This is a genomic window from Rhizobium sp. 32-5/1 (genome assembly GCF_029537235.1).
In the GTDB taxonomy this organism is placed as follows: domain Bacteria; phylum Pseudomonadota; class Alphaproteobacteria; order Rhizobiales; family Rhizobiaceae; genus Pararhizobium.
Map to the genome: position 1 here is coordinate 2,343,512 of NZ_CP120638.1, position 15,248 is coordinate 2,358,759.

9 protein-coding genes and 5 pseudogenes are annotated in these 15,248 nt (G+C 61.1%); 9 read left to right on the plus strand and 5 right to left on the minus strand.

All coding sequences use genetic code 11. The features are described from left to right. Positions 1–22: 22 nt before the first annotated feature. Entirely contained in the window at positions 23–529 is a 507-nt protein-coding gene (locus P6U16_RS12020; protein WP_277700786.1) for a pyridoxamine 5'-phosphate oxidase family protein, read from the minus strand. A gap of 31 nt (positions 530–560) precedes the next feature. Further along, a pseudogene (locus P6U16_RS12025) lies at positions 561–1,122 on the minus strand (type 1 glutamine amidotransferase domain-containing protein). A gap of 128 nt (positions 1,123–1,250) precedes the next feature. Here P6U16_RS12025 and P6U16_RS12030 point away from each other — a divergent pair. Together P6U16_RS12030 and P6U16_RS12035 are read left to right on the plus strand one after the other, a co-directional pair. Further along, a pseudogene (locus P6U16_RS12030) lies at positions 1,251–2,477 on the plus strand (putative DNA modification/repair radical SAM protein); the annotation flags it as partial. Positions 2,478–2,481: 4 nt separating this feature from the next. Next, entirely contained in the window at positions 2,482–3,993 is a 1,512-nt protein-coding gene (locus tag P6U16_RS12035; RefSeq protein WP_277700787.1) for a UdgX family uracil-DNA binding protein, read from the plus strand. Here P6U16_RS12035 and P6U16_RS12040 read toward each other — a convergent pair. Further along, positions 3,948–5,195 (minus strand): Xaa-Pro peptidase family protein, encoded by a 1,248-nt coding sequence (locus P6U16_RS12040; protein ID WP_277700788.1) that lies wholly within the window; start codon positions 5,193–5,195, stop codon positions 3,948–3,950. The genes P6U16_RS12035 and P6U16_RS12040 overlap by 46 nt on opposite strands. Positions 5,196–5,361: 166 nt before the next feature. On the opposite strand from P6U16_RS12040, the pseudogene P6U16_RS12045 reads away from it, so the two are divergent. Together P6U16_RS12045 and P6U16_RS12050 are read left to right on the plus strand one after the other, a co-directional pair. After that, positions 5,362–6,548 (plus strand): annotated as a pseudogene (locus P6U16_RS12045) (acyl-CoA dehydrogenase). An 8-nt stretch (positions 6,549–6,556) separates the two neighbouring features. Further along, positions 6,557–7,729 carry a CaiB/BaiF CoA-transferase family protein gene (locus tag P6U16_RS12050; RefSeq protein WP_277700789.1) on the plus strand — a complete coding sequence of 391 codons (1,173 nt, stop codon included), beginning with the start codon at positions 6,557–6,559 and terminating at the stop codon, positions 7,727–7,729. A gap of 7 nt (positions 7,730–7,736) precedes the next feature. Here the strand turns inward: P6U16_RS12050 and P6U16_RS12055 are convergent. Continuing rightward, a pseudogene (locus tag P6U16_RS12055) lies at positions 7,737–9,192 on the minus strand (NAD-dependent succinate-semialdehyde dehydrogenase). 153 nt (positions 9,193–9,345) lie between these two features. After that, a pseudogene (locus tag P6U16_RS12060) lies at positions 9,346–10,613 on the minus strand (aminotransferase class III-fold pyridoxal phosphate-dependent enzyme). 181 nt (positions 10,614–10,794) lie between these two features. Here P6U16_RS12060 and P6U16_RS12065 point away from each other — a divergent pair. From P6U16_RS12065 to P6U16_RS12085, 5 genes are all read left to right on the plus strand, one after another. Beyond that, positions 10,795–11,628 (plus strand): MerR family transcriptional regulator, encoded by an 834-nt coding sequence (locus P6U16_RS12065; RefSeq protein WP_277700790.1) that lies wholly within the window; start codon positions 10,795–10,797, stop codon positions 11,626–11,628. A 188-nt stretch (positions 11,629–11,816) separates the two neighbouring features. Beyond that, positions 11,817–13,349, plus strand: coding sequence for an acyl-CoA carboxylase subunit beta (locus P6U16_RS12070; RefSeq protein ID WP_277700791.1), 1,533 nt, complete (start codon positions 11,817–11,819; stop codon positions 13,347–13,349). A gap of 178 nt (positions 13,350–13,527) precedes the next feature. Then, positions 13,528–14,418 (plus strand): glutathione-dependent disulfide-bond oxidoreductase, encoded by an 891-nt coding sequence (yghU, locus tag P6U16_RS12075; protein WP_277700792.1) that lies wholly within the window; start codon positions 13,528–13,530, stop codon positions 14,416–14,418. A 29-nt stretch (positions 14,419–14,447) separates the two neighbouring features. Continuing rightward, positions 14,448–14,825 carry a hypothetical protein gene (locus P6U16_RS12080; RefSeq protein WP_277700793.1) on the plus strand — a complete coding sequence of 126 codons (378 nt, stop codon included), beginning with the start codon at positions 14,448–14,450 and terminating at the stop codon, positions 14,823–14,825. Between the two features lie 4 nt (positions 14,826–14,829). After that, positions 14,830–15,240, plus strand: coding sequence for a hypothetical protein (locus tag P6U16_RS12085; RefSeq protein ID WP_277700794.1), 411 nt, complete (start codon positions 14,830–14,832; stop codon positions 15,238–15,240). Positions 15,241–15,248 lie beyond the last annotated feature (8 nt).

Here is a 15,248-nt window from a genome sequence, read left to right on the forward strand (position 1 = left end):
CGCCGTTGCGATGAGGTCGGCCCTATTGATGCGGCAGAGAGATATGCGTGCGTACGCCCAGATCCGGCTCCTTGCCGGTGAGGTTGGCTTTGGCCATTTCCCAGCCAAAGCGCAGCGTGTTGTTTGATGATGCCCAGATCGCCGCATCATCAAGCTTTAGCTGAAGCATTGTCAGCAACGGATCGTCCTTCCCGCCTTCAAACCAGGCGCTAATCACCGGCGACCAGAACTTGTCGATGTGCTCGCGCGACTTGTTTTCGCTGATCGAGCCAGCAAGATAGGCGTGGTAGTCGTGATCCTTGCTGATGACGCAGAACTGCGCACGCCCGCCGCCATGGACCGCCTTGACGAGATCGCTGTCCGAGCGGGTGTAGAACCAGACGGAGTTGCTTTCCTTCTCCAATTGCGGTGCCATCGGCTGCATAGGCTGGCCGGAATCCTCGACGCCAAGCATGCCGGCGCGGGTATCTTCCAGAATATCCCAGAGCTGCTGCAAGGGGTCTTTGTTTGTTTTCGACAGGTCGACCATTAACGGTCCTCTCTTTAAGCGATGGGGTTGATCAAGCGGCGTGTCGTTCGTGGAGACCTTCCTCGATTTCCTCGACGATCTTGGCAACGAAGGGCTGCAAGTCGTCTGGATTACGGGAGGTGATGATGCCCTTGTCGGTGACGACTGCCTCATCGACCCAGTTGCCGCCGGCGTTCTGCATGTCCGTCTTGATGGAGGCATAGGAGGTAACCTTGCGGCCGCGAACGGCATCCGCCTCGATCAGCAACCAGGGTGCGTGGCAGATAGCAGCAACTGTTTTGCCGGATCTCGACGAATGCGCGAACCACGCACATGGCGTCCTCATTATGGCGCAGAATGTCCGGATTGATTTGACCACCCGGCAGCACCAGCCCGTCGAAATCTTCGACGCTGACATCGCTTGCCAGAATGTCGACATCGACACTGTCGCCCCAATCCTTGTTGTCCCAACTCTTGATGCTGCCTGCCTCGATCGATGCGATCTTGACGTCAGCACCGCGCTTCTTCAACTCGTCCAGCGGGACCCGCAGTTCGGAGCGCTCGTAACCGTCGGTGGCGAGAATGAGGATTTTCGATTGTTGAATGGAAGGCATAATGCCAGCTCCTTCTGTCGTTCATAAAGGGTAGGTTCGCTCAATTAACGGGTCGGGCGGGCATTCGTTCCGTGCAATCGGGCTTTTCTAATTGACCAGAGCGCGCAAAGAACATACCATGAACAGTTATGAAGAAGACGATGAATGAACGTTTGGCCATTCTTTCGGATGCGGCGAAATATGATGCTTCCTGTGCATCAAGCGGCACGACCAAACGGGACTCGACCAGGTCTGGCGGACTCGGATCAACCGAAAGCATGGGGATCTGTCATGCCTATGCGCCGGACGGTCGTTGCATTTCGCTCTTGAAAATTCTCATGACGAATTTCTGCATCTATGATTGTGCCTATTGCATCAATCGCTCGTCGAGCAATGTGGAACGTGCCCGGTTTTCCGTCGAGGAGGTCGTGTGGTTGACGCTGGAATTCTATCGCCGCAACTATATCGAGGGGCTGTTCCTATCCTCCGGAATCATCCGGTCCTCCGATCACACGATGGAGGAGATGGTGCGTATCGCCCGTGAACTGCGCACCACCCATAATTTCCGGGGCTATATCCATCTGAAGTCGATCCCCGAGGCGTCGCCGCTCCTGATCGAGGAGGCGGGGCTCTATGCGGATCGGCTTTCGATCAATGTCGAGCTTCCGACCGATGCCGGGATAACCCGGCTGGCTCCGGAAAAGCGTCCGGCCGGCATTCGCAGGTCGATGGGCGACCTTAGGCTGAAGATCGAGGCGGCGAACGACCCGACGCTACAGACGAAACGCCGCAAGCGTTTTGTGCCCGGAGGCCAGAGCACACAGATGATCGTCGGCGCCGATGACGCGAATGACAGCGTCATTCTCGGCACCAGCGCCCGGCTCTACGGCAGCTATAAGCTGCGGCGCGTCTATTACTCTGCCTTTAGCCCTATCCCTGATGCGTCGAAGAACCTGCCCCTGATCAAACCTCCTTTGATGCGTGAGCACAGGCTTTATCAGGCGGACTGGCTCTATCGCTTCTACGGCTTCGACATCAAGGAAATCACGGCCAGTCAGCCGGGCGGCATGCTCGATCTGGCGCTCGATCCGAAGCTTGCCTGGGCTCTGGCCAACCGCGCCCGGTTCCCGGTCGACATCAATCATGCGGAACGCGAAATGCTGTTGCGTGTGCCGGGGCTGGGCACAAAAGCGGTGAACGGCATTCTTTCGGCGCGACGCTACAGGCGTCTGAGGCTGGAGGACCTGGCCCGGCTAAAGGTCTCGCTGAAAAAGGTCCAGTCCTTCATCGTCGCCGAGGGTTGGTCACCGCACCGTCTGATCGACAGGACCGACTTGCGCGCCATGTTCGAACCCCAACCACAGCAGATGGCTCTTTTTGATGCAACGCATCACGCTGAAAGGGAAAGGCGATTTCGAGGTCTGGCGACGGCCGGCGCGGGCCCTACTCCATGCAGGAATTCCGCCACGGGAGATCGACTGGGTGGAGGAAGCGGGTGCGGTCGGTGACCTTTTCGCGGCGGATGCGACCGATAACCTGCCTTTGCCGGCGGGCGGCGGACAGACCCTTGCCGTGCCACGTGCTTTCGTGCTTCTGGCCGAGTCGATCATCTGTCATTCCGATCCGGCGCGCTTTGATTTGCTTTACCGCCTGCTCTGGCGTCTGCAACAGGAACGCAATCTGCTGGCCATCCCCTCCGATGCCGATGTGGCGCGAGCCTATGGGCTCGAAAAATCGGTGCGGCGCGACAGCCACAAGATGAAGGCTTTCGTGCGGTTCAAGGAAATCGATGGCGTGTCCGGGCAGGGTGGCCGTCGCCGGTTTCTGGCATGGTTCGAGCCGGATTATCACATCGTCGCGCGCACGGCACCATTTTTCCAGCGTCGGTTTACCGATATGGACTGGATCGTCGCCACGCCGAAAGGGTCGGCTGCATGGAATGGGGACGCGTTGACGGTCTCCGACGATCCGGCGGAAAACCCGATGCTGGACGACGCAACGGATGCGCTCTGGCGGACCTATTTCTCCAACATCTTCAATCCGGCACGGCTGAAGGTGAAGGCCATGCAGGCGGAGATGCCGAAGAAATACTGGAAGAACCTGCCGGAAGCCGCGCTTATTCCCGGCCTGATCGCTGGCGCCGAAGCCTCGGTCGCGGCCATGGCGGCACGTGCGGCCAGCCAGCCGCCATTGTTTCATGAAAGGCTGCAATCGGCCGCGGCAAGTGTTGTTTCAAATGAACCGGAAGCGGCGCCCGGAACGTTGGATGCCGTGCGCGAGGAAGCGCGTAGCTGCACCCGCTGTCCGCTGCATTGCCGGGCGACGCAGACTGTTTTTGGCGAAGGGCCTGATAATGCCGGCGTGATGTTCGTCGGCGAACAGCCGGGCGATCAGGAGGACCTGGCGGGGCGCCCTTTCGTCGGCCCTGCCGGCAAGGTCTTCGGCGGCATGCTGGCCGAGGTTGGGCTGGATCGCAGCACCGCCTATGTCACCAATGCAGTCAAGCATTTCAAATACGAGCCGCGCGGCAAGCGCCGTATTCATCAAAAGCCGAATATCGGTGAAGTCCAGCACTGCAAATGGTGGCTCAAGCTGGAACTGGACCTCGTCCGCCCGAAGCTTGTGGTAGCGTTGGGGGCGACGGCTCTCACAGCGCTGACAGATGCAAGCCAGCGCTTTTCGAACCTGCGCGGAACTGCGCAATCCTTCGGTCCGGATCAAACGCTTCTGGTCACGGTGCACCCGTCCTATCTGCTGCGCATTCCCGACGCCGACCGCAAACAGGCGGAAACAGCTCGGTTCCGCGCCGACCTTGAATTAGCCGCGGCGATTGCGTCCGGTTTCGCTCAAACCACGACCAGCCCCGTCGGCAGCCGGTTCATGGCTTCGTAACCCGTCTCGGTGATCAGGTACTGGTTCTCGATGATCATGCCGCCGACACCATCGACATACCAGGGCGTTTCGAAGGCGAGTACCATGCCGGGTTCGATGGCAATATCGGCGTCGCGCGAGATGAATGGCCATTCCTCGCTGCCGAGGCTTGCACCCAGCCCATGGCCGAAATGACCGCGCGTATAACCGGGGAAGCCGGCGCGGCCGATGGCCTGGCTGGTGGCCTGGTGCACATCCTTCAACAGGTTGCCCGGTTTCAGCAGCGCAAGCCCGACTTCGAAGCCCTGCCGGAGCGCATCGAACAGCGCAGCCTGCATGCGGGAAGGTTCGCCGACAACGAAGGTCCGGCCGGTATCAGATGTATAGCCGGCAACGAGGCAGCCGACATCGACCTTGATCAGGGCGCCCGGCGCAACTTCGCCGCCTTTTGTCCAAGGATTTTCGCCGACCGACACATATTCCCAGCTACCGGTGAGATTGTGGACACCTCGTCGTGTCACCTCGGCATCGACGCCCGCCTTCCAGGCGGCCGCGAGACCGTCGCGGCTCGCGCCGATCGCGATCGCATCGCGCAAGGTCTCGATGCCAGCTTCGGCAAGTTCCACCGCGGTACGCAGAAAGCCGATCTCCTGAGGCGACTTGATCATTTTCAGCCGCTGTACGAGGTTTGAGGCATCGACAAGCTCCGCATCCGGCAGGGTGGCGGACAGGAGATGAAAGTCGGTGACCGACAAGCTGTCGAATTCGACGCCGATGCGGGCTTTTGCCAATCCCCGTGCGGCCAGCAATTCGGCCACAAGACGGAATCCGGTTGTGGGATCGAAGGTCTCTGGTCTCGCGAAGCCCGGCGCCCGCCCCTGTTTTTCCCAGGCCTGTCGGATGAGTGCTTCGTCCGTTGCGACCGTGCCGTCCAGACCGCGAATGTCGCCGGTTTCGACCCAGATGGGATGCACGCGAATGTCATGGATCATGCTTGATGCCCGAAAATCAGCCTCGAACAGGTCGGTGACCACGGCTGCGCAGTCGATTGTCGGGTCCGCGGGAACGATCGCCGCCACAGCACCCGCCCGTCTCCACATGGTGGCCACACCGGCCGGTGCCCCCGTGGCATAGGCAAAACTCTCTGGCGTCAGCAGAAGAAGCGCGTCGAGGCGTGCTGCCTGCATCAGCCGCATGGCGCGTTGCCTATCGAGATGGGCCATGCCGTTCATCCTTCTATGCGCGTTGATCCGCGGATATTCCGCAGCGGGTCAAGGATTGCAAGCGCGCTCAGGCACATTCCAGGCGCGCATGAGGCTGTGCCGCAATTTCGTTTGAACAGCGGGCTATCGCTTGTCATAACGGGACAGGACTGCATGGGAGAGAGACATGGCCGCGAAAAACGAGTTCCAGTGGGACGATGCGTTCCTGCTTGAGGATCAATTGTCCGAGGACGAGCGGATGATCCGCGATACGGCGCGCGCCTATGCGCAGGACAGACTGCAGCCGCGTGTCATCGATGCCTATCGTACCGAGCAGACAGACCCGTCGATCTTCCGCGAAATGGGCGACCTGGGGCTGTTGGGCGTGACCGTGCCGGAAGCCTATGGCGGTGTCGCGGCCTCCTATGTGGCCTATGGTCTTGTTGCCCGCGAGGTCGAGCGGGTTGACAGCGGCTATCGCTCGATGATGAGCGTTCAGTCCTCGCTCGTCATCTACCCCATCCTCTCCTACGGCTCCGAAGCACAAAAGCAGAAGTATTTGCCAAAACTGATCAGTGGCGAATGGATCGGCTGTTTCGGTCTGACGGAGCCCGATGCCGGGTCTGATCCAGGTGGCATGAAGACGCGCGCGGTAAAGACCGATGCCGGGTACCGGCTGAACGGTTCGAAGATGTGGATTTCAATGCGCCGATCGCCGATGTCTTCGTCGTCTGGGCGAAATCCGAAACCCATGGCAATGCGATCCGTGGCTTTGTGCTGGAAAAGGGCATGAAGGGTCTTTCGGCCCCCAAGATCGGCGGCAAGCTTTCGCTGCGCGCCTCGATCACCGGCGAGATCGTGATGGACAATGTCGAGGTCGGCGAGGATGCACTTTTGCCTAATGTCGAGGGCCTGAAGGGTCCGTTCGGCTGCCTTAACCGCGCCCGCTATGGCATCTCATGGGGCGTTCTCGGCTCGGCGGAATTCTGCTGGCATGCGGCCCGGCAATACGGCCTCGATCGTAAGCAGTTCGGCCGGCCCTTGGCGCAGACCCAGCTCTTCCAGAAGAAGCTTGCCGACATGCAGACGGAAATCACGCTCGGCCTGCAGGCCTCGCTGCGCGTCGGCCGGCTTATGGACGAGGGGCGGATGGCGCCCGAGATGATTTCCATGGTCAAGCGCAACAATTGCGGCAAGTCCCTCGATATCGCTCGCGCTGCCCGCGACATGCATGGTGGCAATGGTATTTCCGAGGATTACCAGGTGATGCGCCATATGGTGAACCTCGAGACGGTGAATACCTATGAGGGAACGCACGATGTTCATGCCCTAATCCTCGGCCGCGCCCAGACCGGGCTGCAGGCCTTCTTCTGAGCCCGGCGATGGACGCGCCGCTGAAGGGGCTGAAGGTTCTCGAACTTGCCCGCATCCTCGCCGGCCCGTGGATCGGCCAGACGCTGGCTGATCTCGGAGCTGACGTCATCAAGGTGGAAAGCCCTGCCGGTGACGACACGCGCATCTGGGGGCCGCCCTTCATCGAGGGGGCGGACGGCGAGAAGCTGGATGCGGCCTATTTCCACGCCTGCAATCGCGGCAAGCGCTCCGTCGTGCTCGATTTCACCACGCCGGAGGGCCAAGAGGCGGTGCGGCAGCTGGCTGTGCAGTCCGATGTGCTGCTGGAGAACTTCAAGGTTGGCGGGCTTGAGAAATACGGCCTCGACTATGAGAGCCTGCGAAAGGTCAATCCGCGCCTCGTCTATTGCTCGGTCACCGGCTTCGGGCAGGACGGCCCTTATGCCCATAGGGCGGGCTACGACTACATCGTCCAGGGCATGAGCGGCATTATGGACCTGACCGGTGATCCGGCCGGCGAGCCGCAGAAGATCGGCGTCGCCTTCGCCGATATCTTCACCGGGCTCTATGGCGTCATCGCTGTGCAGGCGGCCCTTGCCCAGCGCGAGCGCACGGGAACCGGCCAGCATATCGATATGGCGCTGCTCGACTGCATGACCGGCGTGCTGGCCAATCAGGCGCTGAATTTCCTCGTTTCGGGCAAGGCGCCGACCCGCATGGGTAATGCCCACCCCAACATCGCGCCCTATCAAGTTTTTCCGACAGCCGATGGCCACCTGATCGTCGCGGTCGGCAACGACCGCCAGTTCGTCAAGTTCTGCGCGCTGCTGGGCCGGGACGATTTGGCTGCCGATCCGCGCTACCTGACGAATGCGAGCCGCGTCGCCAACCGCGATAGCCTGACGCCGGCACTGAGCGCGGAAACGGGGAAACACGCGCGCGACGCATTGCTGGCATTGCTTGAGGCTGCCGGTGTGCCGGGCGGCCCGATCAATACGGTCGGCGACGTTTTCGAGGATCCGCAGATCGTCCACCGCGGCATGCGCATCGAGGTGCCGCACACCGGCGCTGCCGCTGGAACCGTTCCCGGCGTGCGGACTCCGCTTCGGTTTTCGGACGCAGGTCTGGCGTTGGACCGCGGCGCGCCACGGCTCGGGGAGCACACGGATGAGGTGCTGGCGGAGATCGGGATGAAGCCCTGACAGGGCCTCAAATATTCCCCATGCAGAGATATTTCATCTCCAGATAGTCCTCCGCGCCGTGGCGGGAGCCCTCGCGGCCGATGCCGGATTGCTTGAGGCCGCCGAAGGGGCGGCTTCAGAGGACATACGGCCGGTGTTGATACCGATCATGCCATATTCCAGCGCCTCGGCCACGCGCCAGACCTTCTTCAGCTCCGTCGCGTAGAAATATGCGGCAAGCCCGTAGATCGTGTCGTTTGCCTGGTGGATGACGTCTTCCATCGTCTCGAAGCGGATGATCGGGGCCACGGGACCGAAGGTCTCGTCGCAGGCGACCAGCATGCGGCCATCGACATCGCCGAGCACGGTTGGCTCGAAAAAGGCGCCGGACAGCCGCTTGCCGCCGCAGAGCAACGTCGCGCCCTTGGCGACGGCGTCGTTGACATGGCTTTCGACCTTGCCGAGTGCCCGGTCGTCGATCAGCGGGCCGATCGTCACGCCGGGCGTGAAACCGTCGCCGACAGTAAGCTTGCCGACTTCCACAGCGAGCTTGCGCGCAAATTCGTCATAGACACGGGCCTGCACATAGATGCGGTTGGCGGATGTGCAGGTCTGCCCGGCATTGCGGAATTTCGCCTGCACTGCGCCATCGACGGCGGCGTCGATATCTGCGTCGTCGAAGACGATGAAAGGCGCGCTGCCGCCGAGTTCAAGACTGACTTTCTTGATCTGGTCGGAGCACTGCCGCATCAGGATGCGGCCGACCTCGGTCGAGCCGGTGAAGCTGATCTTGCGGACCTTCGGATTGCCGCAGAGTTCGCGGCCGATCGCATCTCCTTCGGAGGCCAGGATGAGGTTGAAGACACCTTTGGGAAAACCGGCGCGGATCGCCAGGGCGTGCATGGCAAAGGCAACCAGCGGCGTCTGTTCCGCCGGCTTCAGGATGACGGTGCAGCCGACGGCGAGCGCCGGCGCAATTTTTCGGGCAACCATGGAGGCCGGAAAGTTCCAGGGGTAATGGTGCCGACCACGCCGACCGGCTGCTTGATGACCAGCATGCGACGGTCGGTCGAGGGCGCGGGAATGGTCTCGCCATAGACGCGTTTTGCCTCCTCCGCATACCATTCGATATAGGCGGCGGCGTGCTGCACCTCGGATCGCGATTCCGAAAACGGCTTGCCCATTTCCGCCGTCAGGATCGCGGCCAGGTCGTCGATATGGACGATGATCAGATCATGCCAGCGGCGCAGGATGGTGCTTCGTTCCCCGGCCGGCCGCTCTGCCCAGGCAAACCGTGCCTCGGATGCCGCGTCGATCGCCGCGCAGGTTTCCGTAACGCCCATGTCCGGCAAAGTGGCGAGGAGCGCGCCGTTTGCGGGATTGCGCACATCAAAGGTCCGGGCATCCGGGCCGAACGGCGCATTAGCTAGCCCCAGCAGATCTGGCGCCTTTACATGGGCGATCAGCGTTTCCGTAAAGATCATTGGTGATCCTTTCTGGCGAGACCCGTGCCCTGGGGGCACGGTAAGGCGGTGTCGGCTGAGAAAGCCGCAGACCGATGCCGATAGCCGATAAAGATAGCCGGGGTCCATCGGGCAAGGAGCCGCCCGATGGAGAGATTGAGGATGGTGATCGACCTAGGCGCGGACTTCGAGGATCGATGCTTCGAGGATGTCGAGGGCTTCGGCAAAAACCCCATCCTGGATGGTGATCGGCGCCAGGAAGCGGATGACATTGCCGTAAACACCGCAAGTGAGCAGGATAAGGCCTTTTTCGAGCGCCTTCAGGCGCACCTTGTTGGCGAAATCCGCGCTCGGTAGGTTGGTCGTGACGTCGTTGAACTCGACGGCATTCATAAAGCCGGGGCCACGGATATCGACGATTTCCGGTGCTTTCTCACGGATAGAAGCAAGACGTTGCTTCAATCGGCCGCCGAGTTGTTCGGCACGGTTGCAGAGATCCTCGTCCTTGATGACGTCGAGCACGGCATGCGCCGCTGCAACACCGATCGGGTTGCCGGCATAGGTGCCGCCAAGGCCACCCGGGCCGGGCGCATCCATAATCTCGGCGCGGCCTGTGACGGCCGCAATCGGAAATCCGCCGCCAAGGCCTTTTGCCATGGTCGTCAGGTCGGCGGCAACGCCATAATGTTCCATGGCGAAGAGCTTGCCGGTCCGGGCAAAGCCAGTCTGCACTTCGTCAGCGATGAGCAGGATGCCATGCTGGTCGCAGATTTCGCGCAGCGCCTTCATGAAGGCGACCGGGACAGGGTAGAAGCCGCCTTCGCCTTGGACCGGCTCGACGATGATGGCGGCGACGCGGTTCGGATCGACATCGGCAGCGAAGAGCTTTTTCAACACGCCGAGCGACTGTTCGACAGTCGTACCGTGCATCTCGACCGGGAAGGGGCGTGAAAGACGTCGGCCGGCATCGCGCCGAAGCCGACCTTGTAGGGAACAACCTTGCCGGTCAGCGCCATGCCCATGAAGGTACGGCCATGGAAGCCGCCGGAAAATGCGATGACGGCCTGGCGTCCCGTGGCGGCGCGGGCGATTTTCACGGCATTTTCGACAGCTTCAGCGCCGGTGGTGACGAAGATCGTTTTCTTCGCGAAATTGCCGGGAACGATGGCGTTGAGACGTTCGGCGAGTTCGACGTAATTTTCGTAAGGTACGACCTGGTGGCAGGTGTGGGTAAAGCGATCAAGCTGCGCCTTGACGGCTTCGATGACGCGCGGGTGGCGGTGGCCGGTATTGACCACGGCGATGCCGGCAGCAAAATCGATGTAGCGATTGCCTTCCTTGTCCCAGATTTCCGAATTTTCGGCCCGGTCGGCGTAGATCTGCGTGGTCATGCCAACGCCACGGGAGATGGCGGCATTCTTGCGGTCGGTCAGGCTTGTCATGGTCGTGATCCCGGAAGCTGGGGTTGTATTATCATGGAGAATGATGGAATATTACCTACATTTTTTCTGTAGGATAGCAAATGAATTTTCGTGATCAGATGAGCAGGGGTGTGAATAGATCCGCCTGTGATATGCGGGAACGCGGCGCATGCTGCCTTTTGGCGACAGGAAGGGAAATGGGATGACCGATGATGCCGTAACCGTTCTCCGTTACAAGGTCGCCGAGGCGGCACGGCTTGCCGGTGTGTCGGCATCCACACTCAGGCTTTGGGAAACACAGGGCCTCGTCGTGCCGGAACGCTCTGTCACAGGGCACCGGCAATACAGCGAAAATGACCTGGCACGACTGAAGCGGATTTCCTGGCTCCGGGTCGAACGCGGCCTCAACCCCGCTGCCATTCGCGAGGCGCTGGATGCCGAATTACCTGTAAGCGACGAGGGGACGGCGGGGCCCCCGACCGAGGGCGCGTCAACCTTCGAAATCGGGCGCAAGCTGCGCAGCCTGCGGCACGGGGCCGGCAAGACGCTGGAGCAGGTGGCCGGCGATATCGGTATCGCGGCCTCCATCCTCTCGACGCTGGAGCGCACCTCGCAGGGTGTTTCGGTCGCCGTCCTGCATAATCTCGCTGAATATTTCGGAAGCACGGTGTCCAGCCTGTCGGGTAAGGACGAAGGAGAGGTGCGGGCCGTCGTGAGGGCCGGCGAGTGGCGCAACTGGCCGCGCACCACGCCCGGTGTCACCATCCAGATGCTGGCCGAAGGCCGCAACCAGATGGATTGCCATCGCTTCGTGCTGGAACCCGGCGCCTCCAGCGAAGGCGCCTATAAGCATGAGGGCGAGGAATTCGTCTATGTGCTGTCCGGCCGGGTCGAGTTCGTGCTCGACGCCGACCAGTTTCACGATCTCGGTCCCGGCGATTCGCTTTATTTCGCCAGCCGCCGTCAGCATGCCTGGTCGAACCGGCATGATGGTGAAACTGTGCTGTTGTGGATCAACACGCCGCCGACATTCTGAGCAAAAGGCTCCAATCGGCCTGTTGGCCGAGACTGCCCGAAACTTGCGGGAGAGTCGCCTGGGTTAGCCCTCGTCCACTGGTCTGCTTTCATCCTTTCGTCACAAAGCCTTTCGTCGCTCTTGCGATTTTGCCGCGATTGTTCTCTTGTTCCGCCACAAAGCAAAGACGATGGGAGGCGGCGACAGGCATGCGCGCAGTTCTGGAACAGGTGGAGGCCCGGCGGGCCGAGGCGCGCGCAGGCGGCGGGCAAAAGCGGATCGACGCCCAACATGCCAAGGGCAAATTGACCGCTCGCGAGCGCATCGAAGTGCTGCTCGATGAGGGTTCCTTCGAAGAATACGACATGTACGTCACCCACCGCGCTGTCGATTTCGGCATGGCGGAACAGAACGTGGCTGGCGACGGCGTCGTGACCGGTTGGGGCACGATCAACGGGCGACAGGTTTACGTCTTCTCCCAGGATTTCACCGTACTTGGCGGCTCCCTGTCCGAAACACATGCGCAGAAGATCTGCAAGATCATGGACATGGCGGTGCGCAACGGCGCTCCTGTCATCGGCCTCAACGATTCGGGCGGCGCCCGCATCCAGGAAGGTGTGGCTTCGCTTGCCGGCTATGCAGAAGTCTTTCGCCGCAATGCCGAGGCCTCCGGCGTCATTCCGCAGATCTCCGTCATCATGGGCCCCTGCGCCGGCGGTGCTGTTTATTCGCCTGCGATGACCGATTTCATCTTCATGGTTCGCGATACATCCTACATGTTCGTCACGGGCCCTGACGTGGTGAAGACCGTCACCAACGAAATCGTCACGGCCGAGGAACTGGGCGGCGCCGGCACCCATACAAAGAAGTCTTCGGTGGCGGATGCAGCCTATGAGAACGATATAGAGACGCTGGAGCAGGTGCGCCTGCTGTTCGATTTCCTGCCCTTGAACAATCGCGAGAAACCACCCGTTCGCCCGTTCCACGATGACCCGGCGCGGCTTGAGGCGCGGCTCGACACCTTGATCCCGGATAGTTCGGCCAAGCCCTACGACATGAAGGAACTGATAAACGCGATCGCCGACGAAGGTGATTTCTTCGAGCTGCAGGAAGCCTTTGCCCGCAATATCATCACCGGCTTCGTCCGCATCGAAGGCCAGAGCGTCGGCGTTGTCGCCAACCAGCCGATGGTGCTGGCCGGCTGCCTGGATATCGACTCATCGCGCAAGGCCGCCCGTTTCGTGCGCTTCTGCGATGCCTTCTCGATCCCCATCCTGACGCTGGTCGACGTGCCTGGATTCCTTCCCGGCGTCGCGCAGGAATATGGCGGCGTCATCAAACACGGCGCCAAGCTGCTCTTCGCCTATTCACAGGCGACGGTGCCGATGGTCACCCTGATCACCCGAAAAGCCTATGGCGGAGCCTATGACGTCATGGCCTCGAAGCATATCGGCGCCGACATAAACTATGCCTGGCCGACCGCCGAAATCGCTGTGATGGGCGCCAAGGGTGCCACCGAAATTCTCTACCGCTCGGAACTTGGCGACCCGGAAAAGATCGCCGCGCGAACAAAGGAATACGAGACCCGCTTCGCCAACCCCTTCGTTGCCGCCGAACGCGGCTTTATCGACGAGGTGATCATGCCGCATTCCTCACGCCGCAGGATTGCCCGGGCGTTTGCCTCGCTGCGCAGCAAGCGCAAGGAACAGCTGTGGCGCAAGCACGATACTATCCCGTTGTGAGGAGGTATTCGTCTCAAACTGCAGCCGTCATCCTCGGGTCAAGCCCGAGGATGACGGAAAAACAAAATACGTCTTGGACGGAAAGTGACGATCTGCACTAGCGAAATTCATTGCCCGCTTCCCATATGCCTGATGTGCACTCCCATAAGCACAGCCCCGCTATCAAGGACCCACATTCATGACTGAAAAATCCCCCGCTGATAACTTCCCCGCCGGCTACGAAGTTCCCAAGGTCTGGACCTGGGAAAAGGGCAATGGCGGCCAGTTTGCCAATATCAACCGGCCGATCGCCGGGCCGACACACGACAAGGAGCTGCCGGTCGGAAAACATCCGCTGCAGCTCTATTCGCTGGCGACGCCGAATGGCGTGAAGGTGACGATCATGCTGGAGGAGCTTCTGGCGGCCGGTCATACGGGTGCGGAGTATGACGCCTGGCTGATCAAGATCGGCGAGGGCGACCAGTTCGGTTCCGGCTTCGTCGATGTCAATCCGAACTCGAAGATCCCGGCCCTGATGGATCGCTCGACGCCGGAGCCGACACGCGTTTTCGAATCCGGCTCGATCCTGCTTTATCTCGCCGAAAAGTTCGGTGCCTTCCTGCCTGGGGATCCCAAGGCGCGCACCGAGGCGATCAACTGGCTCTTCTGGCAGATGGGCTCGGCACCCTATCTCGGCGGCGGCTTCGGTCATTTTTATGCCTATGCGCCTATGCACATCCAGTATGCGATCGATCGCTTCTCGATGGAGGTCAAGCGCCAGCTCGACGTGCTCGACCGGCACCTCGCAGATAACCGCTACATGGCCGGCTTAGACTATTCGATCGCCGACATCGCCATCTGGCCGTGGTACGGAAACCTGGCGCAGGGCAAGCAATACGGCGATTCCGGAACGTTCCTCGACGTCCAGAGCTATAAGCATGTTCAGCGCTGGACAGCCGAGATCGCGGATCGCCCAGCCGTCAAGCGTGGGCGTATCGTCAACCGGCCCTTCGGTGAGCCGTCCGAGCAGTTGCATGAACGTCACGACGCCTCCGACTTCGACACGAAGATGCAGGACAAGATCGCCTAGGACGGCGATGCCAAGATAAGGAAAAGCAGATGGCCAAACGGACCGAGATGACGAAACACAGGGGCTTTCCCTCCGGCTTGCCGGGCCATGGCCATCATTTCACCATCCGCAGACCGAACGAGAAGGCGGTTACTCCGCTGAAACCCCTGACCCGCCTCGCGCGTCCGAACACGATCGAGCAAAAGGTCGATGCCGCCTTCCTGCATGCGCTCTGGCACCATTTCGGGACGGAACCGTTCGAGCGCGGCAACCTCGATGCCGGCCGACTCAACCTGCTGTTTGGCCGCGAGGTCGTGCCGGCGGAAAGCCCGTTTGACGTGGCTTCCTATGAGGCCCTCCTGCAGATCGACGAACGCGTGGCGCGAAAGAGCTTTCCGGAAGCGTTTGAAGACGTGTTTGAGGTGTGACGCCATGGCCAAGACCCCCGAAATGCCCAAGCATCGCGGCTTTCCAGCCGGCCTGCTTGGAACCCAGTGGCAATTCACCCTGCGCCGGGCCAATTCCAAGGTCACCCCTTTGACGGCCTGGCCGCGGCAGCGGACCATGGATCAGACGGTAGCGCTCGCCGACATCGGTTTCGTACAGGCCCTCTGGCAATATTTCGGGACGACGCCGTTCCAGCGCGGCAATCTGGACGGAGAGCGCCTCTGCCGCCTGTTCGGCCGCGAACTCCTGCCGGCGGAAAGAGGTTTCGATCCGGCGTCCTACGAGGGACTGCTGAAGCTGAACGAGCCCTTGGCCCGGAAGAACTTCCCGCAAGCCTTCGAGGACGAGAAGAAGGATGCAGGCGTGGCGCGCGGCATCAAGAAGACCGCGGAATGAGCGAGGCC